Here is a 20,850-nt window from a genome sequence, read left to right as displayed (position 1 = left end):
AATAGAGAGGTGCTTAACATGGGAAAACAAAAATTAGGTTTACTTGTAATGGCTTATGGAACACCATACAAGGAAGAGGATATTGAACCGTACTACACACATATACGACATGGAAGAAAGCCTGCAGAAGATGCACTTCAAGATCTTAAGGATCGTTATAAGGCAATTGGGGGAATTTCTCCTCTAGCCAAAATAACCGAAAAGCAGGCAAAGGCATTAGAAGCCAATTTAAATGAAGCGCAAGATGAGTATGAATTTAAAGCATATATTGGCTTAAAACATATTGCACCGTTTATCGAAGATGCGGTAGATGAAATGGCCAAAGATGGAATTAAAGAAGCAGTATCTATCGTGCTTGCACCACATTACTCCACATTCAGTGTGCAGTCATACAATACCCGTGCAAGTGAAGAAGCATCAAAGCATGGCATCACCATTGAATCAGTAGAAAGCTGGTATAATGCTCCAGGCTTTATCAAACTGTGGTCAGACCGAATTGGCGCTATTTTCTTTGAAATGACACCAGAAGAGCGAGAAAAAGCAGTTTTAGTTGTTTCTGCTCACAGTCTTCCAGAGAAAATTTTGCAAAACGGTGATCCGTACCCGGAACAGCTTCGCGAAACAGCAGAGTTAATTAAGGAAGAAACAGGAATTAAAAATGTAGAACTAGGATGGCAAAGTGAAGGGAATACCCCTGATCCTTGGCTTGGGCCAGATGTACAGGATCTAACTCGTGAGCTGTACCATAATAAAGGCTATCGCTCCTTTGTTTACGCTCCAGTTGGATTTATTGCAGACCATTTAGAAGTTCTGTATGACAATGATTACGAATGTAAAGTGGTATGTGATGAACTCGGCGCAAACTATTATCGCCCGGAAATGCCTAACGATAACCCGCAATTTATTACTACGCTCGCGGGTGTGGTGTTGCAAAAAGTGAAGAGTGAAGTGTAATGGGTCGAACTAAATCCATTGTAATTGTAGGTGGCGGGATAACTGGTTTATCCGCTGCCTATTATTTGCAGAAGACCATGAAGGAGCAAGGACTTTCGCTAAACATCAAGTTAGTGGAAGCATCTGACCGGCTGGGCGGCAAAATTAAAACAATGAAACGTGATGGATTTACAATTGAGCAAGGACCCGATTCTCTATTAGCGAGAAAGGCACCAGCAGCTAAGCTTGTGGAAGAATTAGGATTACATGATCAAGTGATTCGAAATGCAACGGGTCAATCCTATATTCTTTTAAAAAACAAGCTACATAAAATGCCAAAGGGAACTTTTATGGGTGTCCCAAAAGAGATTGGCCCATTACTTAACTCTCATCTCCTTTCAGGTAAGGGGAAGTTTCGTGCAGTAGGGGAGAGATTTATCCCAAAAGGAAAGCAGGAGGGGGATCAATCTCTAGGTGAATTTTTCCGACGCCGATTTGGGAATGAATTATTAGTGAACCAGATTGAATCCTTGTTATCTGGAATTCATTCTGGTGATATTAATCAAATGAGCCTTAAAGCAACCTACCCAAACTTTTATGAACTCGAGCAGAAGTATGGAAGTGTAATGAAGGGCTTGAAAAAAAGCATGCCAAAGCCGGCTAAAAACAATCAGACTAAGGCCTCTGGTGCGTTCTTTTCGTTTAAGAATGGTTTAGAAACCATGGTACATGTATTACATGATAAGTTAGACGAGGGCACAGTAAAACTAAAGACGGCTGTTGACCATATTGAAAAGAAAGAGCATGGCTATCATATCCTATTAAGTGATGGGGACGTGTTTCAAGCAGATGCTATCATTATGGCAACGCCTCATTTTACGGTACCGAAGATGTTCAGCCAGTATGATTTCTTTAAGCCTTTCCAGGAAGTACCTTCAGTCTCGACAGCAAATGTCGTGCTAGCCTTCGATCAATCTGCGATTAAGCGAGATATTGATGGGACAGGCTTCCTAGTTACCCGAAATAGTGATTTTCGGATCACTGCATGTACATGGACCCATAAGAAGTGGCCAAGTACAGCACCAAATGGGAAGATACTGCTTCGTTGTTATGTTGGAAAACCAGGTGACGAAGAAATCGTGGACTTATCAGATGAGGAAATAACAGACATTGTACTGAAAGATCTAAAGAAAACAATGAAGATTAAAGCAAAACCAGAATTCCGTGTAATTACAAGATGGAAAGATGGACGGCCACAATATACGGTTGGACATTTAGAGCGGCTTGCCGAGATACGAAATAAAGCGCAAGAGCATATTCCTGGAGTATATCTGGCAGGATGTTCGTATGATGGTGCTGGCATTCCAGATTGTATTGAACAGGGAGAAAAAGCAGTAGAAGACGTATTGGATTTTTTGAAAATGGCCTAATATATTAGCATTTGAGAAGTATAATCTGAACATATAAAAACGCTTGGATAGCTATGCATCCAAGCGTTTTATTGTGAAAAGTAAAGTTATTTATAGCTTTCCTCTAACTGATCAACAAGGGACCCAACAAACGCAACAGCTTTTTTAATGGCATCTGGTTTAGACATATCAACCCCAGCTTGTTTAATAAGATCAAGTGGTTTTAATGTGCCACCAGCGCGGAGGACATCTAGCCATTTGTCTACAGCAGGCTGCCCTTCAGTTTGGATTTTTTCTGCCATAGCAGTAGAAACCGTAAGGCCCGCAGAATACGTATATGGATATAGTCCCATATAATAATGTGGTTGACGCATCCACGTAAGTCCTGCACCTTCATCAAATGTTACGGTATCTCCCCAGAATTTCTCAAGTGTCTCTCTTTTCTGCTCTGTTAGCACATTCGCTGTAAGTGGTGTCCCTTCTTCTGCCAAATCATACACTCTACGCTGAAACTCTCCTTCAAGAAGGTGTGTAACAAAGTTATGATAATATGTTCCCAGTAATTGTGTAATGACCCAGCGTTTCATCCGTTTATCATCTGTTTTGTTCATTAAATGATTTGCCAGTAGCAGCTCATTAATTGTAGACGGTGCTTCTACGAAATATGTGGAAGGGCGAGTATTAAGAAGGGATTGATTCTTCCCAGCTAAATAGAAATGTCCAGCGTGCCCAAGCTCATGGGCAAGTACGAAAGCCCCGCGCATTGTATCCGTCCACGTAACTAAAATATACGGGTGCACACCATAAGGACTGGAGCAAAAAGCACCTGTCGCTTTTCCAACATTGTCTGCAAGGTCAACCCAACGATCATGAATTCCTTTCTTCATAATCTCCGTATACTCAGGGTCAAGTGGTGCTTTGAGGTCACAGTATTGCAGTTCCTCTAATCCTAGTTTATCTTTCATTAGCTTTGCATAGCGTTGCATATGCGGAGCCAACTCATTCTGGATAACGTCCAACTGATTATGATACATTTCCTTGGTAACTTGCTGGGATTGGAGTAGCATACCTGTAACGGAGTCATATGAACGCAATTTAGACATGGTTACCTGTTTGGTTACCTCAGTAGCGTACGTTGCTGCAAACGTATTTTTGTATTGGTTAAGTGTGTTGGTAAAAGATTTGTATGCAGCTCGGCGTGTTTCCGTATCAGCGGATAACTCGTACCGATCTTCATACAAAGCTGCCGACATTGGTTGTTCTTTACCGTCCTTATCCGTAATAGAGTCAAATTGCATATCAGATGATTTGGTGCGTCCATAGATCATGTATGGTGCATCATGGACTTCACTTAATGCTGCAAGTGTTTCTTCGATCTCCGGAGCTAGCGTATAAGGCTTTTTTTCTAACGTATCCTGCAACATTTTTTTATATGTTTTTAAGGCAGGCTCATCCTGTAAGAATTGTGTGATTGTCTCATCTGATAATGTTAAGAGTTCAGACTGGATAAAGGATAGCTTAGTGCCAATGGAAGCCATGGCAGCAGAAACCTTTGCCGCATCTCGTTGGTTATCAGGATCAGAACCATCCGCACTTGCGCGAAGACTAGCGTATGTAGCAACACGAATAACACGTTGTTGATAAGCTTCTAGTGTTTCTAAACAAGAAAGAAGTGTTGCAGCGTTTTCCCCTAATTTCCCTTTATAGGCTGTCACGTTTGTAACGTCTTGCTGTACAGCGTCTAGTTCTGTTTCCCAGTTTTTATGTGTTGTAAATAGGTCAGTTAAATCCCATGTTTGTTCTGTAGGTACTTCTGAACGTTTTAAACGAGTTGTTGTTCCTGTCGTCATTTTGTATATTCCCCTTTCTGCTATCATGATGTATGGTATGCGATAGATGTTCATTTATCCCGGAGCAACCGTCCGTAAGACTCCCACTTCAAAACATGAAGTGAAACCGTTAAGTTTTTAGTGGGAGTAAACGGACGTTAACACCCCGATTCGTTCAACTAACAATCAGTGGGGGAAGAATGAAAACCCCCACTGATTGAAGTTTCACTTTATTTCGTTACTCTAAGTAATTATAATATATTGTAGGCAGAAATGATAGAATTATCGATTAATTTAAGAATTTTTTCGGTTTGAAAAACGGGATAGCAAGGAGGGTAAGGTGTTAAAAAAGGTTCACTTTATTAAAAAGAGGAAAGAATGAAAGGTACCAGAAAAAAAGCAGCTATGAAGCCATAGCTGCTTTAGAGTAGATAGATTAGTAAGTGTTATAGTACAGTGAAAAAGAGTGAAGTTATTTATCTTGCGGGATGGTCACATTCGTCACATAGGTTACCATAACAGTCGGCTTGTTCTACCATGTCAAGCCCACATTGACTGCATTTCTTCTTTGGCAGATTGCGAAAGAACTCCATAACTTTAAACATATGTGAATCCTCCTTTGCTAAGATAATGTCATTGTATTATAACAGTATGAAAATTGTCAATACTGTGTTACAACAAAATAAAAAAAGGGGTGTCGTTATGAAATTAACTGTAATAGGTTTCTGGGGAGGATATCCTGCCCCAGGTGATGCAACGTCTTCTTATCTGCTAGAAAAAGATGGGTTTTCTTTATTGATCGATGCAGGAAGTGGTTCATTATCTAAGCTCCAACAGTATATACCAGTGACAGAGCTTGATGCCGTTATTTTATCTCATTACCATGAGGACCATGTTGCAGATATTGGTGTTCTTCAGTACGCAAAGCTAGTAAATTATTATGTGAACGGTGCTGATGGCATTCTTCCAATCTATGGGCATGTGTTGGATAAAGAAGGATTTGCTACCTTGTCACACGAGTACACAGAGGGAAAAGCTTATCAGCCTGATGAATCTGTAGATATTGGGCCATTTCAAATAAGTTTTCTGCAAACCGTTCACCCGGTTCCATGTTTCGGAATGCGGATAACAGACGGTGAGCATACGGTAGTATATACAGCGGACAGCAGTTTTAAAGAAGAGTGGATCCCATTTTCAAAAGGGGCTGACCTGCTGATAACGGATTGTAATTTTTATGCTGAGCAAAATGGAGAGAGTGCTGGACATATGACGAGTAAAGAAGGTGGGGAGATTGCGCAAAATGCTAAAGTGAAAACATTAATGCTAAGCCATCTTCCTCAATATGGAGACACGAAGCAATTAGTAGAAGAAGCAAAAGAGCAATACAGTGGAACTGTATTACTTGCGAAAGAAGGACTAATTTGGCAAGCTTAAACCTTATTTTTGATTTAGCGAGATAGATGCCTTAAACTTAATGGTGGATATATCCTATTGGGAGGTTAATTGGTATGAAGTTTATAGACAATAAAGGAATTACAGATCCAATGGTTAATCTGGCATTGGAAGAATATGTACTACAGAATTTTGGAGAAAACGATACATATTTGCTATTTTACATTAACAAGCCATCTATTATCATTGGGCGCAATCAGAATACCATTGAAGAAATTAATACAAGCTATGTTGATGAAAATGGTATTAAGGTTGTCCGCAGACTTTCTGGCGGCGGTGCCGTGTACCATGATGAAGGGAACTTAAACTTCAGCTTTATTACTAAAGATGACGGCAATAGTTTCCAAAATTTTGCGAAGTTCACCCAGCCGATGGTAGAGGCCTTAAACAAGCTAGGGGTCCCAGCTGAGCTACAAGGAAGAAATGACTTGGCAGCTAATGGGCGGAAGATATCTGGCAATGCTATGTTCTCAACCAAGGGACGGATGTTTAGCCATGGGACATTAATGTTCGACTCAGAAATCGAGAACGTTGTCTCTGCTTTAAAAGTGAGAAAAGAAAAAATTGAATCAAAAGGAATTAAATCCATTCGGAGCCGTGTCGCTAATATTTCCGAATTTCTTGAAGCGTCTCTAACAATGGACGAGTTTAAAGAAACCATTTTAAAACATGTTTTTGATGTGGAAGACATTGCAGATGTCCCACAATATGAATTAACAGAGGAAGATTGGAATAACGTAGAACAAATTTCCAAGGAACGTTATCAAAATTGGGAATGGAACTATGGTAAATCACCTTCCTTTAATATTCAAGAGTCCCATAAGTTTGATGCAGGTCTCGTTGATGTTCGTCTTGATGTGAAAAAAGGTATTATTGAAAACTGTAAAATCTACGGCGACTTCTTTGGGGTTGGTAGTGTGGAAGTAATTGAGGATAAACTAAAAGGCGTTCGTCATGAAAGAAAATCAATTGAAGAAGCCTTAGCAGGTGTCGATGTGCCGCATTACCTTGGGAAAATTACAAAAGAAGACTTTATTAATTTAATCTATTAAGAGAAAGCTCACCTCGGTGAGCTTTTTATAATTGGAAAAGTTGGAGGAGCCATCAAAGTGAATCGAGAGGCGGGTGAACTGAATCGGGGTTGTACCAAAGTGAATCGAGAGGCGGGTGAACTGAATCGGGAATGCGACAAAGTGAATCGAGAGGCAGGTGAACTGAATCGAGGAGGCGCCAAACTGAATCGAGAGCTACCAAACCAAATCTAAAAATGCCGTTAACAAACCACTTAATTTTTCAATAGAACCTTTTTAATTGTCAACAATTTCAAAATTGCTTGAAAACAAATTAAGCCTACTTTATAATAAAGACAAGCATAAAATATAAAACTATTTTTTTGGCAACATAATGAATGACTATTCATTCATCACCACTAAAGGGAGGTTTATTTGTGAATATCAGTGATCAGCTTTCGATTACAGCAAAGAAAAACCCGGCAAAGATAGCATATATTTTCGAGGAAGCGGAAACGAGTTACTTAGATTTGGAAGGTGCTGTACAGCGGTTTGCTTCCAGTATGGAGGCTTTAGGTTATAAAAAAGGAGACCATATTGCCCTGATTGTAGGTAATTCACCATATTATGTAATTAGCCTTTATGGTGCCTTAAGACTTGGCCTTGTTGTTATTCCTGTAAATCCTATGTACACTGCGAATGAGTTGTCCTATATCCTACATAATGGAGATGTGAAAGCGATCATCACCATGGATGTAATGCTTGAGAAACTCGCTTCTATTGATCAGGATTTACCTAGTGTAAAACATTATATTTCCTGTGATTCAGGAGCTGGGATATCAGTACAAGAAAATTTATTACAACCAAAAATGAAAACGTTTTCTGAATTAGTGGGAAAAGGCGAAGGGGATTTTGAGAGGCCGGTATTAGATGATCAGGATACGGCGATTATACTGTACACCTCTGGTACGACAGGGAAGCCTAAAGGTGCTATGCTCTCTCATGAAAATATTTATTCGAATGCCAAAGATGTAGCAGATTATCTAGGGATTAATGGGAAAGACCGCATGATTGCAGCGCTCCCAATGTTCCATGTTTTCTGTTTGACTGTTTCGTTAAACGCTCCCTTGATGAATGGAGGCACCATTCTAATTATCCCTAAATTTTCACCCGCGGATGTACTGCGCGTAGCCAATGAAAGAGAAGCCACCGTTTTTGCTGGTGTACCGACAATGTATAATTATCTTTTACAAGCTGTTAAAGGGCAAAAACCCAAATTTGGTAATGTTCGTTTATGTATTTCTGGTGGTGCCGCAATGCCGGTATCTTTATTGGAGGCATTTGAAGAAACATTTCATATCCAATTATCAGAAGGCTATGGATTATCTGAGGCGTCTCCCGTTACCTGTTTTAACCCAATTGATCGTCCTAGGAAAGCAGGCTCCATTGGAACGAGCATCTGGAATGTGGAAAATAAAGTGGTCGATTTGTTTGGTGAGGAAGTGGAAACAGGTGAGGTGGGTGAACTCATTGTGCGTGGGCCTAATGTCATGAAAGGCTATTATAAAATGCCTGAGGAAACAGAGGTAGCTTTGAAGGATGGCTGGCTTTATACTGGCGATATGGCACGGGTTGATGAAGACGGTTATGTTTATATTGTCGATCGGAAAAAGGATATGATCCTTGTTGGGGGATACAATGTGTATCCAAGGGAGGTAGAAGAAGTCCTTTATACACATCCAAATGTCATAGAAGTTGCGGTAATAGGGGAGCCACACCCCGAGAGTGGAGAATCTGTGACTTGCTTTGTCGTAGTGGATGATGCAGAGATCAGTGAAAAAGATTTAATAGATTTTTCTAAAGGCCATCTTGTTAACTATAAAATCCCAACAAGAATCGAATTTCTTGAAGAACTTCCAAAAAACACAACTGGAAAGATACTAAGAAGAAGCCTCAAAAGTAGCGTGAATAGTTAGGCCAGACAAAAGAATTGAGAAGATAATTGTAACGATAACTTAAAAAGTGAATAATGATAAATAGCAGTCTCTGTGGCAAATATAAGCGGCAGAGACTATTATTGTGATGAAAATTTAAATTTTTCTTATAAATTGGTCTTAATGTCTTTATTTATTTGTTATAGTTTGGTAGATTTATTATTAAGCCACTTTCTTTCACTGTATAGTGAAAGGATGATATGTATGTTTTTTAATGAAGACATCTACGCTCCTACACCTGAAATTACCCCCCTCACGATGGCTCTCCTAACCGAAGAGGATGCAGCCGGTAACCTTGTCACCTATGTAATGGAAGAACTGAATGATTATACGGTGTCAGTACCTGCAAGCAAAGTTATGGACCATGCCTGTAAATTCTTTGGCTCCAGTCTAAAAGGAAGACAGGACGGCACGCGCGATATCTGTGGGATTACCCATAAGGCCCCTATCTCCGTAGATCCTCTCAGTGGCATGTACTTCTTTCCTACTACCTCACCATCAAGCAAACAATGTTCCTGGATTGCACATTCTCATATTGATCATATTCTTGACGCCGCGGGGCAGGGAACAAAGATTATGTTTAAAAATGGGAAAAAAGTGAATTTATCTGTTTCCTATGGTTCCATGCTAAACCAGGTTCAGCGTACAGCACAATTCCGATATTTGCTAGATAATCGCATTAGGTTTTTGCAGAAACAGGTTTCGGAAAAGGCGGCAGAGACTTTTGCATAAGCTCCTGTATAATAGCATGCACTTTTTTGCGAATCGCTGGGTTAAAATAATTCCGTTTTTCCTCCTTGCCCTGGCAAATAAAGAGAAAGGAAGAAAAGGAATCATTTTTATGTAAGGTCACCACCTCAATTCTCCTTTTATTCATTTGCGTGCGTAGCTCCCGCCGTTCGGCACTTGCTACTGTCGTCATGGTCTCCAAAAGCTCCATATAGGGTTCCTTAATTTTAAACGCACCTCTTTCAATATGCTGTATATCCTGTTGTATCACCACGATTGCCATTGAAAGAAATAGAAATCGTGAGGCTATGTGCCGCTCTTCCTCTGTAAGATAGCGCATGATCTCCCCTCCGAATAGAACGTTTGTTCCTCTATTATATGTTAAAATGAAGAAAAAATACAACCAAATTTATTAAAGCAGGAAAGAAAGTGGCTATTTTCCTTTTTATACCTATGCATTTTAGGTCGTTTCCATTAAAATAAAAGTAGAAATAGGCATATAAATGGAGGTTATGCAACCATTTGTATGGGAATAGTGTCATAGTAGAGGAAACTATACGGACTAGCTAAACAAATTTATCCACCGAAGCTGACAAGAGGGACCCACTTCAAGTATGTGAGGGGAACAACTGCCAGTAATGGTTCTTTCAAGTAACATTGGTGGGGGAGGTAGAGAACCCCCGCCAAATGAAGTTTTACTTTATACATACTGAGGAGATTTCACTAAATGGACGCCATAAACACTGCACTAACTGATTGGAGAATAATGCTTGAAGAAGACAGGTTGGATGAATATATCATGCACCTGCTCGGAGAATACGAACAGCTTGGGCCACTACCAGGTATTTTATTACCTTTCATAGAAGCATTCCTTCCATTTTTACCACTCGTTGTATTTGTCTTTGCAAATGCTGCTGCCTATGGATTGCTTGAAGGATTCTTATTATCCTGGGCTGGTTCAAGTCTCGGAGCTATTCTTGTTTTTTTGATAATCCGAAAGCTTGGGAAAAGGCCTTTATTTGCGAAAATCAGGAAGAATAAACAAGTGAAGAAAGTTACAACATGGTTGGAGAGGCATGGCTTTGGACCTTTATTTTTGCTGACCTGCTTTCCGTTTTCCCCGTCGGCTGTAATTAATGTGGTTGCCGGTCTATCGAAAATTAGTGTTCAACAGTTTGTTCTTGCTGTGCTTTTAGGAAAATCGGTTATGATCTTTTCCCTAGCTTATATCGGTTCAAGTATCACGGAATTTGCTAAAAATCCAATGCGTACTATTATTGTAGGGAGTTGTATTGCCATTTTTTGGATTGTGGGAAAAATTATCGAAAAACGTCTGGAAAAAAAGGCCATGCTAAAAGAAGCGAAGGAACTTGAAAACGATTAAAACACCGCCAAACAGGGTATGAATATGATAGAAGAAAAACCCTGGAGGCTTAATTACGATGAAAAAATGGAGACTTCGTAAACTAATCCCCGTAATACTAATCTTAGCTGTGTTGGTTATCGGATTACGCTCTTTGCTATTCGCTAGCTATGTAGTGGATGGTGAATCCATGCAACCAACCCTTTATGATGGAAACCTGCTTATGGTAAATAAAGTAATTTATGATTTGACACAGGCCGAACGTTTTGATGTCATTGTATTTCATGCTAATGAGGAAGACGATTACGTGAAAAGGGTGGTCGGCCTACCCGGTGATGAAATTTCCTATGAGAATGATAAACTTTACGTTAACGGTAAATACGTAGAGGAGCCATTTCTCGAAGCCTATGTAAAGGCAAGTGAAACAATACCGTATACGTCAGATTTCACGCTAGACGAAGTTACGGGTGAACAAGAAGTACCTGAAGGAAAGCTTTTCGTTATGGGAGATAACAGGCAGGATAGTCTTGATAGTAGAGCGTTTGGTTTTATCTCACAAGAACAGCTTGTTGGGAAAGTAGATATTAAATATTGGCCATTGAACAAAACAAGTTTAAGTCTTGGTAAATAGCTAGGAGCTTCCATCTTTGGTAAAATAGAAGGTGGAAGCTTTTTAAATTGTCCTTTAGCTAAATTGGACGGATTATTTTAGAAAATGAAATATAGAGGGCTGTGCATTATGCCCAGCCCTTTTCTTAATACGAGAGTTTTACGCTTCTTTTGATTACACAATAGGAAGGCATATAATTTTAGCTAGAAATGAATTACGCCGTAGTTAAAATTTTGAAGTTGCAAGGACAAGAAAAACGTACAGATTCGCTAACAGAGGAGCGAACGCGTTTTTTTCTAATAAAGAGAAAATGGGGGAGAAGAATTATGGGACTCCGATTTTTAGCAGGAAGAGCGGGAACTGGAAAAAGTGGTAGAACGAAAGACGAGATAAAGGCGAAACTACAGGATGACCCACAGGGACCGCCTATTTTTTATATTGTGCCAGACCAAATGACATTTCAGCAGGAATCTGAATTATTTCACGATAAGGAGATGGTTGGCAGTATCCGCGCACAGGTTTCTAGCTTTTCTAGACTAGCCTGGCGTGTTTTTCAAGAAACGGGAGGCGGAACTAGACAATTTATTAGTTCTGTTGGCGTTCAGATGATGTTGCGTAAGATTATTGAGGAGAAACAGGGGGATTGGCGTGTCTTTCAAAAAGCCATTGAAAAACAGGGTTTTTTAAAACAACTGGAAGTTATGATCACGGAATTCAAGCGTTATAACATTACCCCTGAATCCCTACATCGGCAAATGGATGACATCAACCAATATGTTCATAAAGAGCCCGGAGAAGAAGCACTTGTTAACAAATTAGATGATCTTCAATATATTTATGAAAAATTAGTTACTGCACTGCAAGAAAATTATATAGACAGCGAAGACCAGCTCCAGCTTCTAGCAGATAAAATCCATGAAGCGGCTTCTTTAAAGCAGGCAGAAATCTATATTGATGGATTTCACCAATTCACTCCGAATGAGCTAAGTGTCGTTGAGGCATTGATGAAGCAATGCAAACGGGTGACCATCGCTCTAACGGTCGACCAACCCGAGGAGACGGAGGTTTCGGAACTAAGCTTGTTCTATCAAACGACCGAAACGTATCACGTAGTGAAGCAGATAGCAGAAGAGAACGGAATTGTTCTGGAAGAAACGGTTGTTTTAGAACCGAAGTATGGAAGATTTCAAAGTCGGCCATATTTTGCCCATTTAGAACGTCATTTTGATACTAGACCAGCTCCCAGCTACGATGGAGACGTTCCGATTAAAATTAGGGAAGCAGTTCATCCACGGGCTGAAGTAGAGGGAGCGGCACAGGAGATCATACGTCTTGTAAGAGAAGAAAACTACCGCTATCAGGACCTCGCTGTTTTCTTGCGTGAGACAGACACATATCATGATTTGATTAAAACGGTATTTAGTGATTATGACATACCTGTATTTATTGATGAAAAAAGAACAATGTTAAATCATGCATTGATTGAACTGATTCGCTCTGTTTTAGATATGGTAGAAGGAAATTGGCGGTACGACGCTATTTTCCGAGTGTTAAAGACTGGCTTTATTCCTGCCACCGATACCGAATATCCTCTGACAGCTGATGCAATTGATGAGCTTGAAAACTATGTGCTGGAATATGGCGTTCGTTCGAGAGAGCGTTGGATGAGCAAGGAAGAGTGGGTGTTCCAGCGTTTCCGGGGATTTGATGAGACAGCACAGACAGATACAGAGAAGGCAGTCCAAACCCGTGTTAATAAATATCGCCAGCAGGTGGTACAAGCTCTACAGCCATTTGATGAAGCGATAAGACAGGCAACAACCATACGAGAGAGGGCTATCGTCCTTTTCACTTTCTTGGAGGAAATAAAGGTCCCATCCACACTTGAGAAAATGCGAGATGTATATGATGAGCAAGGAGATGTTGAAAAGGGCCGCGAACAAGATCAGGTTTGGACAGGGATACTACAGCTACTAGATGAGATTGTGGAAATGGCTGGAGATGAAACCATGTCATTGGATACATTCAGGGCAACGCTGGACGCAGGGTTTGAGACCCTAACCTTTGCACATGTGCCCCCTACGATTGATCATGTCATCGTGGGAACGATAGACCGTTCGAGAATTAGCGGAATTTCCTGCACCTTTTTACTTGGCGTGAACGAAGGAGTTTGGCCAATGAAGCCTCAAACTGATGGCATGATTAGTGAACAGGAAAGGGAATTGCTTGCAAATCATGGTCTACAGCTCGCTGATGGAAGTAAGCGTCAATTACTTGATGATTGGTTTTATATGTATATTGCCTTCACAGCTGCAAAGGACAAGTTATATGTAAGTTATCCGCTTAGTGATGGGGAAGGGAAGTCAAAAATGCCCTCCCAGCTCATTAAACGAATTGAGGATCTATTTCCAGTTTGCTGTGATCATTTGTTACTACAGGATCCTGAGGAGCTTGTGGAGGCAGAGCGCTTTATTACAACGCCTGTGAAAACTAGATCTGCATTAACTGCCCAGCTTGCGCGTAATCGTAAAGGATATCCGGTACAGCCGGTGTGGTGGCATGTGTTGAATTGGTATGTAAGCCATCATGACAAATACAGCACAACGTATAATGTACTGCAAAGCTTATATTACGAGAATAGGCCACTAGATCTTTCTTCCAAAACAGTGCAAGAGCTTTATCCGAAACAGGTAAAAGCAAGTGTATCTAGATTGGAAACCTATTATCGCTGTTCCTATCAGCATTTTGCCAAGTATAGTCTCGGGCTTGAGGAAAGAAAAACGTATAAACTGGATGCTCCTGATATTGGGCAGCTTTTCCATGAGGCTTTAAAAACAATTACGGAGTGGATACGGACCGAAGGGAAAGACTTTGCGCAGTTGTCTAAGCAGGATACCGATTCCTATGCACAAAAGGCCGTAACTAATCTAGCGCCAATTTTACAGCATCAAATATTGCATAGCTCCAATCGTTATAAATATATTCAACAAAAATTACAGGAAGTCATTGCACGAGCAGCTTTTGTGTTAAGTGAGCAAGCGAGACAAAGTAATTTTTCTCCAGTAGGTTTGGAACTAGCATTTGGTGCAGGCCAGACACTTCCGCCACTTAATTTGCCTTTGCCGAATGGGTACGAGTTACAACTGCGAGGAAGAATTGACCGGGTGGACAAGGCGTTAAATCAAGAAGAACTATACTTGCGAATTATCGATTACAAATCCAGCGCGAAAGGGTTAAATCTAATTGAAGTATATTATGGCCTAGCCTTACAAATGCTTGCTTACCTAGATGTCGTTTTATCCCATTCGGAGCAATGGCTTGGATCAAAGGCAACACCTGCTGGGGTGCTTTATTTCCATGTTCATAACCCAATGATTTCTGGGAATCAGAAACTGCATGATGAAATAATTCAAGAAGAACTCTTTAAAAAATATAAAATGCAAGGTTTACTCTTGTCTGATGAAGAAATTGTTAAAATGATGGATACGTCCTTGGATTCTGGTTCGAGTCAAATTGTACCTGCTGGGATGAAAAAGAATGGTGGTTTTTATAACTATTCAAAGATTGCTGACAACGAAACTTTTTCTAGTCTCCAGTCGCACATTCACCAATTGATGATGCAGGCAGGAATCGATATGACAGCAGGTGGCGTACACTTGAATCCATACCAGCATAAACAGAATGTGGCGTGTACGTACTGCCCTTTTCAATCTGTCTGTCAGTTTGATCCACAATTAGAGACAAACAATTATCGCAAATTATCAGATATGAAAGATGATGAAATACTAGAGAAAATTCAGCAGGATCTCACACGTTAGGGAGGAGGAGTAGAATGGTTAAATGGACCAAAGAACAGGAAGAGGCTATCTATACAGGGGGAAAGGATGTCCTTGTTGCCGCAGCAGCCGGTTCTGGAAAAACAGCGGTACTCGTAGAGCGGATTATCCAAAAGTTATTAAATAAACAGCATCCTGTGGATATTGACTCTCTTCTTGTTGTAACGTTCACCAATGCAGCAGCACAAGAAATGCGTAATCGAGTTGGCGAGGCTTTAGAAAAGGCGTTAGCCGAAGAGCCGCATTCTCAGCATTTAAAAAAACAAGTCTCCTTACTACAACGAGCATCCATCTCCACATTGCATTCTTTCTGCTTAGATGTGGTGAGACAGTATGCGTACTTGCTTGATATCGATCCCTCATTTCGGATTGCGAACGATATGGAAGCAGATTTAATTAAGCAGGAAGTAATGGACGACTTATTTGAACAATGGTACGGCGAAGAAGGAAGTGAACAGGCGGCTTTCTTTTCTGTCGTCGATCGATTTTCCAATGACCGCAGTGACGCAGAGGTAGAGGATTTGATTTTAAACCTGTATACTTTCGCCGTGCAAAATCCAAACCCTGACAAGTGGCTAGACCAGCTTGCTGACACCTATGCTGTCTCTGAAACTTGGGAGGAAAATACCCTTTCTTGGCTAACCATTATGAAACGGGAGGTACGCAGCCAATTTACTGCAATGGAAGAAGAGATGCAACTGGCTATGGATATGACAAAAGAAAGCGATGGGCCATACCAATATGCAGAAACCATTGAGTTAGATTTAACAGGATTACAAGAAGCGAAGGCACATCTAGAGGACTGGAATATGCTCCAGGAGTATATGGTGAAAAGCACTTTTGCTAAACTATCCTCAAAGAAGATGGATTGTAATGAGACGAAGAAAAAGAAGGTTAAAGCGTTACGCGATAGCTACAAAAAACGTTGGAATGATATGAAGCAAGGATGGTTTAGCCGTAATCTCGAAAGCCATGTGGAGGACATGAGGGAACTTGCCCCTGTGATCAGAAAGCTTACAGAGCTGGTAAAAGCGTTCAAAGAAGAATTCGCTAAACAGAAAAGAGAAAAAGCTATTGTAGACTTTTCGGATCTGGAGCACTTTTGTCTGCAATTGCTTATGGAAGACCAAACAACACAGGATGAACCAGTACCTTCCCAGGTCGCCATTCAGTTCCAGAAGAAGTTTAGTGAGCTGCTTGTAGACGAATACCAAGACACAAACTTAGTACAAGAAACACTCTTACGTCTGCTCAGCGATCAAACTGGACCAGGGAATATGTTTATGGTAGGAGATGTGAAACAGAGTATTTATCGTTTCCGACATGCTGAGCCGACCCTTTTCATCGAAAAATATAAACGCTTTGCCAAGGAAGAAGAGCAGGGACAGCGTATTGACCTTGCAAGTAATTTCCGAAGCAGAGAGGATGTTTTGGTTGGAGCAAACTATATCTTCCGACAGATCCTTGATGAAACAGTGGGAGAGGTAGATTATGACCAAAACGCTGAACTAATCTATGGAAATAAAATGTATGACACGTTGCCGCACACGGAACCAGCACCAGAACTGCTTATCATCGATCGAGAAGCAGAAGAGGAAAAAGAGGACGATAGTGGAGCAGAGGATTATCGTGATTTGGAAAAGGCCCAAATTGAAGCCAGAGCCTATGCCGAGAAAATAAAAGGCTGGATCGGACAGAAGGACGCGGATCCATTACAAGTAGTTGACAAGACAACCCAATCACAACGGGATATGCAGTATCGTGATGTCGTAATACTAATGCGATCCATGACATGGGCCCCGACGATTGCCGATGAGTTAAAAAAGCAAGGGATCCCCGTATATGCCGAAATCTCAACTGGATATTTTGAGGCCATTGAAGTAAAAATAATGATCAGTTTATTAAAAGTGATTGATAATCCAAGACAGGATATCCCCCTTGCATCCGTCCTTCGGTCACCAATTGTTGGCTTAACGGAAGATGATCTAGCCTCGATTCGGCTTGCTGGCCGAAACAAGGGATTTTATGAAGCTTTAATGCAATTCAAAAAGGAACAAAGAGGACCTGTTGCTGATAAGTTAGAACAGTTTTTAATTAAATTAAATGCTTTCCGTATGGCCGCAAGCCAAGGGGCGTTATCAGATTTAATTTGGGATATTTTCCGGGAAACTGGCTATTATGACTTTGTTGGTGGGATGCCTGGTGGAAGACAACGTCAAGCTAATTTAAGAGCGTTGTATGACAGAGCGAGATCATATGAAAATACCTCTTTTCGTGGTTTGTTCCGCTTTTTACGTTTTATTGAGCGTATGGAAGAGCGAGGAGATGACCTTGGAGCAGCTCGTGCATTAAGTGAACAAGAGGATGTGGTTCGAATTATGACCATCCACAAGAGTAAGGGACTTGAATTTCCTGTTGTTATCCTTGGTGCAATGGACAAGCAATTTAACTTAATGGATCTAAACCAAAAGTACTTGCTGCATAAAGATCTTGGTTTTGCTAGTAAATATATTGATCCTGTGAAACGTATCACATATCCGACATTGTTTTTCCAGGCCTTGAAGCAGGAAAAACTTCGTGAGTTGCTTGCAGAAGAAATGAGGGTCCTCTATGTTGCCCTAACCCGTGCGAAAGAAAAACTTGTCATGATAGGGAATGTTGCTTCCTTCGAGAAAAAGCGGCAGAAGTGGGAGAAAATGCTCGACCATTCGGAATGGGTGCTACCCGCACATTTTCGTATGGAATCCAAAACCTATTTAGACTGGGTGGGGCCTGCACTAATCCGTCATCAAACAACAGAGATATTGCGAGAAGAAGAACTACAGGATGCTGTACTTGATGAAATACGTGTTGATCCTTCCAGCTGGAATGTACATGTAGTACATGGTAGTGAATTGGCCAACCTCGATGAAACGAATGACGAAACAGAGCTCTCATTGCGTGAAAATCTGGAAGCATGGCAACCTGTTAAAGTCGATGATGAGCAATTAGCTGTTACTGTTGATGAGCGACTATCCTTTCAATATCCTTATATAGAGGCTTCAAAATCAAGGGCGAAACAGTCCGTCACGGAAATAAAAAGACAGCGGGAACTGAAGGATGAATATAGCGCAGACCAGCTTGTCACACCATTTAAAGCACCGATTACAAAAAGGCCACTTTTTATGCAAAAAGAGAAAACCGTCACTGCGGCTGAAAAAGGGACAGTGTTACATACTGTAATGCAACATATCCCTTTAACAAAAGCCTTAAACCGCTTGGAAATAGAATCATTTATTGAAGAATTGGTTGAGAGAGAGAAGCTGACACGTGATGAGGCATTTATAGTGGACAAGACTGCTATTGAACATTTCCTTCAAACGGATATTGCGCGCTTTATGATGGAAGCACCTACGGTAAGAAGAGAGGTCCCCTTTAGCTTGTCTCTCCCGACAAGTGAAGTATATGCCAATTGGGAGAATCCGATAGAGGAGAGAGTCTTAGTGCAAGGTGTGATTGACTGTCTCGTCCCATATGAGGATGGGTGGATTATTTTGGATTATAAATCAGATGCCATTCATGGTGAGATGACTGATAAGATGAAACAAAAGTTGATTAATCGGTATAGCACCCAATTAAAACTTTACCGACATGCCATAGAGAAGATTTGGAAAAAACCTGTAAAGGAAACATACCTCTATTTCTTTTCCAAACAGCAATTGATAAAAGTACCTATAGAAGAAAAAAACTAAACGCATAGTTTTTAGCGGTTAGAACATAATATGAGGAAGGAACAGGGGAATCTCAAAGAGATTCTCCTGTTTTTATGCATTTGCAGTTACGTTTTGGTCGTTAACATCAGGGTCAAAAGGATTAGTTGAACTTACACCGTTATTCGTACAAATAAAATCACCTGTATTTAGTGACCCAGAACCGGAGTTTGTCTTTGACGTGCTTTTCGGAGAGAGGTAAAATGCATCACCAAAATTCACAACTCCGCCGCCGATACTATTGATTTTTAGTGGTCCGACAATTGATGGCATATTAACACCTACTATTTTAAAAATTGCTTATGACAGTCTATGCAACTATGTTAAAAATGCTACCTGGTTTTGTAGAAAACAACTAATCCATAAGTTTACGAAAGTGCTTTAACCAGGCAACTGCTTCTAAGTGGCGTAGACTGCCAACTTGCATAATAGAAGAAGTAGTTACCCCAACAACTTTGACGCGTTGAACATGTATGTTCTCGTTATGTTGGTATGTTTCCATTTGAACGTTGTTTTTATCTGATACAACGAATTCAGGCTCCATTTTAAAAAGAGGGTAATCTTCAAAGAATAGTTGATCCTCTTTGGTAAAGTAGGAACCTTCTTTTTGTAAAGCAATCCCCCTAGATATTTGTTTTGAGGTTTCAGTGTCTCCAATTGATAGAATTCCACTGAAATTTACGGTATTAACCTGTATTTGATTAACAGAAGCGATTCTCCTATTCATGATTTTCTCCTTTATCCCGCCTAAACTGGCAGTAAGACCTCCACTTTGAGAATGTAAGGGAAATGAAAAATCCTAAATGGGGATTCAACTGCCAAGAATGGTCCGATTCGTTTAGCTACCATTTGGCGTGGTGGGTTGGGAAACCACCCCAAATGAAGTTTCACTTTATACCCCGGATAACGGTACAATGTTCCCAACTGTGTAGGACTCAGGAGGTGTGTCGAAGAAGGAATTCATTGTCAATGCTTCACTGTCACCAATCAAAAAAACAGATGAAGCCGAAACATTTTCTAATTCTATGTTCCCGACATTTAGCCCCCAATTATGCACTTCAAATATCATGTCTTTTCCTCCTTTAATGATTGCATGTATACAGTTAGAGAGTGGTGAATTTCTTCTTTGATGTGGCTACTTATATATTCCCGCAGAGCGGAATCGTTGGATCCGATCTTTTCATCTGCAGCCTTCTTTTCATAAAAGGCAATTCGACTCGGGAGCTGCTTGATGATATCCTGTAGCAAAATACCTTGATAGGGCTTATCTATTTTTCTAGCATATTCTTCGGAAAGATTGCGAATGAGTGCAGGCCCTTCCTGTTCAACAAAGTTGGACAGTTCAGAAACTAACTGTTGTTTGAAAGGTTGTGTGACTTGTGGTAACGACTGACCAGGCATGCTGAAATCTTCCATATCCTGTGGAGACATGCCTATATGGAGCGTTCCATTTAAGTTCTCTATTTTTAACTGATCAAATTTATATTCAATTTTTTCAATTCGATTTGTCTTTTGTTCGTTCAGGTTTGATTGCAACTGCTCTAGCTTTTGGGTGAGCTCCTGAATTCTTTTATCCTGCTCTTGTACATAACCACTAAGATTATTAAGATACGTAGTCCAATCTGAGCCATTCACAGGGCGTCCCTCCTTAGCCTGGTTATAGACGAATGCCTAGAATCAGTTTATGCAAGAAAGGAGGAGTCGTGCATGCCTAATCAGACAGTGGGATGATTGGACCAGCTTGCTGGGATGCTTCCACTGCATCTATTGCTTCCGCTTCTTCGGCCACTTTAGTAAATCCACCAGTATTATAGATGGCGGATTGAGTATGAAAACTCCCGGTGCTGCCAATTTGCAAGACAGATGAATTCGTTACGACACCTACTTTTATCATATAAATACTAATTGATTGATGTACCGTTATATTCATTATAGC

19 protein-coding genes are annotated in these 20,850 nt (G+C 40.6%); 11 read left to right on the top strand and 8 right to left on the bottom strand.

The features are described from left to right. Positions 1-18 precede the first annotated feature (18 nt). Together hemH and hemY are read left to right on the top strand one after the other, a co-directional pair. Entirely contained in the window at positions 19-954 is a 936-nt protein-coding gene (hemH, locus tag BN988_RS05700) for a ferrochelatase (RefSeq protein ID WP_036574018.1), read from the top strand. Beyond that, positions 954-2,363 (top strand): protoporphyrinogen oxidase, encoded by a 1,410-nt coding sequence (gene hemY / locus BN988_RS05695; RefSeq protein ID WP_036574015.1) that lies wholly within the window; start codon positions 954-956, stop codon positions 2,361-2,363. The genes hemH and hemY overlap by 1 nt, the downstream gene beginning before the upstream one ends. A gap of 86 nt (positions 2,364-2,449) precedes the next feature. On the opposite strand, the gene BN988_RS05690 is transcribed toward hemY, so the two are convergent. After that, complete coding sequence (locus BN988_RS05690; protein WP_036574011.1) at positions 2,450-4,192, bottom strand: M3 family oligoendopeptidase; 1,743 nt, start codon at positions 4,190-4,192, stop codon at positions 2,450-2,452. 455 nt (positions 4,193-4,647) lie between these two features. Then, positions 4,648-4,776: a protein YhfH gene (gene yhfH, locus BN988_RS18585; protein WP_081779362.1), complete on the bottom strand. Its 129-nt coding sequence runs from the start codon at positions 4,774-4,776 to the stop codon at positions 4,648-4,650. A 97-nt stretch (positions 4,777-4,873) separates the two neighbouring features. Here yhfH and BN988_RS05685 point away from each other — a divergent pair, with 97 nt between their 5' ends. The 5 genes from BN988_RS05685 to BN988_RS05670 all read left to right on the top strand — a co-directional run bounded on the left by BN988_RS05685 (position 4,874) and on the right by BN988_RS05670 (position 9,359). Further along, positions 4,874-5,605: an MBL fold metallo-hydrolase gene (locus BN988_RS05685; RefSeq protein WP_036574004.1), complete on the top strand. Its 732-nt coding sequence runs from the start codon at positions 4,874-4,876 to the stop codon at positions 5,603-5,605. Between the two features lie 74 nt (positions 5,606-5,679). Further along, entirely contained in the window at positions 5,680-6,675 is a 996-nt protein-coding gene (locus BN988_RS05680) for a lipoate--protein ligase (protein ID WP_036574001.1), read from the top strand. A gap of 57 nt (positions 6,676-6,732) precedes the next feature. Continuing rightward, complete coding sequence (locus BN988_RS18790) at positions 6,733-6,888, top strand: hypothetical protein (protein ID WP_155988264.1); 156 nt, start codon at positions 6,733-6,735, stop codon at positions 6,886-6,888. Positions 6,889-7,070: 182 nt separating this feature from the next. Further along, positions 7,071-8,609 carry a fatty acid--CoA ligase family protein gene (locus tag BN988_RS05675; RefSeq protein ID WP_036573999.1) on the top strand — a complete coding sequence of 513 codons (1,539 nt, stop codon included), beginning with the start codon at positions 7,071-7,073 and terminating at the stop codon, positions 8,607-8,609. A gap of 222 nt (positions 8,610-8,831) precedes the next feature. Then, positions 8,832-9,359 carry a competence protein ComK gene (locus BN988_RS05670; protein ID WP_051557691.1) on the top strand — a complete coding sequence of 176 codons (528 nt, stop codon included), beginning with the start codon at positions 8,832-8,834 and terminating at the stop codon, positions 9,357-9,359. On the opposite strand, the gene BN988_RS05665 is transcribed toward BN988_RS05670, so the two are convergent. Further along, complete coding sequence (locus BN988_RS05665) at positions 9,307-9,696, bottom strand: hypothetical protein (RefSeq protein ID WP_036573998.1); 390 nt, start codon at positions 9,694-9,696, stop codon at positions 9,307-9,309. The genes BN988_RS05670 and BN988_RS05665 overlap by 53 nt on opposite strands. Before the next feature lie 387 nt (positions 9,697-10,083). Here BN988_RS05665 and BN988_RS05660 point away from each other — a divergent pair, with 387 nt between their 5' ends. From BN988_RS05660 to addA, 4 genes are all read left to right on the top strand, one after another. Next, positions 10,084-10,740 carry a TVP38/TMEM64 family protein gene (locus tag BN988_RS05660; protein WP_036573996.1) on the top strand — a complete coding sequence of 219 codons (657 nt, stop codon included), beginning with the start codon at positions 10,084-10,086 and terminating at the stop codon, positions 10,738-10,740. Between the two features lie 58 nt (positions 10,741-10,798). After that, entirely contained in the window at positions 10,799-11,350 is a 552-nt protein-coding gene (lepB, locus tag BN988_RS05655) for a signal peptidase I (protein ID WP_036573993.1), read from the top strand. A 305-nt stretch (positions 11,351-11,655) separates the two neighbouring features. Further along, positions 11,656-15,147 (top strand): helicase-exonuclease AddAB subunit AddB, encoded by a 3,492-nt coding sequence (gene addB / locus BN988_RS05650; protein WP_036573990.1) that lies wholly within the window; start codon positions 11,656-11,658, stop codon positions 15,145-15,147. Between the two features lie 14 nt (positions 15,148-15,161). Next, a complete protein-coding gene (gene addA / locus BN988_RS05645; protein ID WP_036573988.1) occupies positions 15,162-18,896 on the top strand; it encodes a helicase-exonuclease AddAB subunit AddA in 3,735 nt (1,244 codons plus the stop codon). Between the two features lie 72 nt (positions 18,897-18,968). On the opposite strand, the gene BN988_RS05640 is transcribed toward addA, so the two are convergent. The 5 genes from BN988_RS05640 to BN988_RS05620 all read right to left on the bottom strand — a co-directional run bounded on the left by BN988_RS05640 (position 18,969) and on the right by BN988_RS05620 (position 20,844). Further along, entirely contained in the window at positions 18,969-19,187 is a 219-nt protein-coding gene (locus BN988_RS05640) for a spore germination protein (RefSeq protein ID WP_036573986.1), read from the bottom strand. A gap of 82 nt (positions 19,188-19,269) precedes the next feature. Further along, on the bottom strand, positions 19,270-19,641 hold the full coding sequence (locus tag BN988_RS05635; protein ID WP_036573984.1) for a spore germination protein GerPE: 372 nt from the start codon (positions 19,639-19,641) through the stop codon (positions 19,270-19,272). 165 nt (positions 19,642-19,806) lie between these two features. After that, positions 19,807-19,983 (bottom strand): hypothetical protein, encoded by a 177-nt coding sequence (locus BN988_RS05630; RefSeq protein ID WP_036573982.1) that lies wholly within the window; start codon positions 19,981-19,983, stop codon positions 19,807-19,809. Beyond that, entirely contained in the window at positions 19,980-20,549 is a 570-nt protein-coding gene (gene gerPC / locus BN988_RS05625; protein ID WP_036573980.1) for a spore germination protein GerPC, read from the bottom strand. The genes BN988_RS05630 and gerPC overlap by 4 nt, the downstream gene beginning before the upstream one ends. Positions 20,550-20,625: 76 nt before the next feature. After that, complete coding sequence (locus BN988_RS05620) at positions 20,626-20,844, bottom strand: spore germination protein GerPB (protein WP_036573978.1); 219 nt, start codon at positions 20,842-20,844, stop codon at positions 20,626-20,628. Positions 20,845-20,850: the final 6 nt, after the last annotated feature.

This window comes from Oceanobacillus picturae, assembly GCF_000612865.1.
In the GTDB taxonomy this organism is placed as follows: domain Bacteria; phylum Bacillota; class Bacilli; order Bacillales; family Amphibacillaceae; genus Oceanobacillus_B; species Oceanobacillus_B jordanicus.
Note: the sequence above shows the minus strand (reverse complement) of the source record. Positions and strands in the feature narration are given on the sequence as shown.

Bases quoted from the DNA above. Each gene is read 5' to 3' on its own strand.
- BN988_RS05665 (WP_036573998.1), bottom strand. From the start codon at position 9,696: ATGCGCTATCTTACAGAGGAAGAGCGGCACATAGCCTCACGATTTCTA.
- BN988_RS05630 (WP_036573982.1), bottom strand. From the start codon at position 19,983: ATGATATTTGAAGTGCATAATTGGGGGCTAAATGTCGGGAACATAGAA.
- hemH (WP_036574018.1), top strand. From the start codon at position 19: ATGGGAAAACAAAAATTAGGTTTACTTGTAATGGCTTATGGAACACCA.
- yhfH (WP_081779362.1), bottom strand. From the start codon at position 4,776: ATGTTTAAAGTTATGGAGTTCTTTCGCAATCTGCCAAAGAAGAAATGC.
- BN988_RS05640 (WP_036573986.1), bottom strand. From the start codon at position 19,187: ATGCCATCAATTGTCGGACCACTAAAAATCAATAGTATCGGCGGCGGA.
- BN988_RS05620 (WP_036573978.1), bottom strand. From the start codon at position 20,844: ATGAATATAACGGTACATCAATCAATTAGTATTTATATGATAAAAGTA.
- addA (WP_036573988.1), top strand. From the start codon at position 15,162: ATGGTTAAATGGACCAAAGAACAGGAAGAGGCTATCTATACAGGGGGA.
- BN988_RS05660 (WP_036573996.1), top strand. From the start codon at position 10,084: ATGGACGCCATAAACACTGCACTAACTGATTGGAGAATAATGCTTGAA.
- BN988_RS05635 (WP_036573984.1), bottom strand. From the start codon at position 19,641: ATGAATAGGAGAATCGCTTCTGTTAATCAAATACAGGTTAATACCGTA.
- BN988_RS05690 (WP_036574011.1), bottom strand. From the start codon at position 4,192: ATGACGACAGGAACAACAACTCGTTTAAAACGTTCAGAAGTACCTACA.
- hemY (WP_036574015.1), top strand. From the start codon at position 954: ATGGGTCGAACTAAATCCATTGTAATTGTAGGTGGCGGGATAACTGGT.
- BN988_RS05680 (WP_036574001.1), top strand. From the start codon at position 5,680: ATGAAGTTTATAGACAATAAAGGAATTACAGATCCAATGGTTAATCTG.
- BN988_RS05670 (WP_051557691.1), top strand. From the start codon at position 8,832: ATGTTTTTTAATGAAGACATCTACGCTCCTACACCTGAAATTACCCCC.
- lepB (WP_036573993.1), top strand. From the start codon at position 10,799: ATGAAAAAATGGAGACTTCGTAAACTAATCCCCGTAATACTAATCTTA.
- addB (WP_036573990.1), top strand. From the start codon at position 11,656: ATGGGACTCCGATTTTTAGCAGGAAGAGCGGGAACTGGAAAAAGTGGT.
- BN988_RS05685 (WP_036574004.1), top strand. From the start codon at position 4,874: ATGAAATTAACTGTAATAGGTTTCTGGGGAGGATATCCTGCCCCAGGT.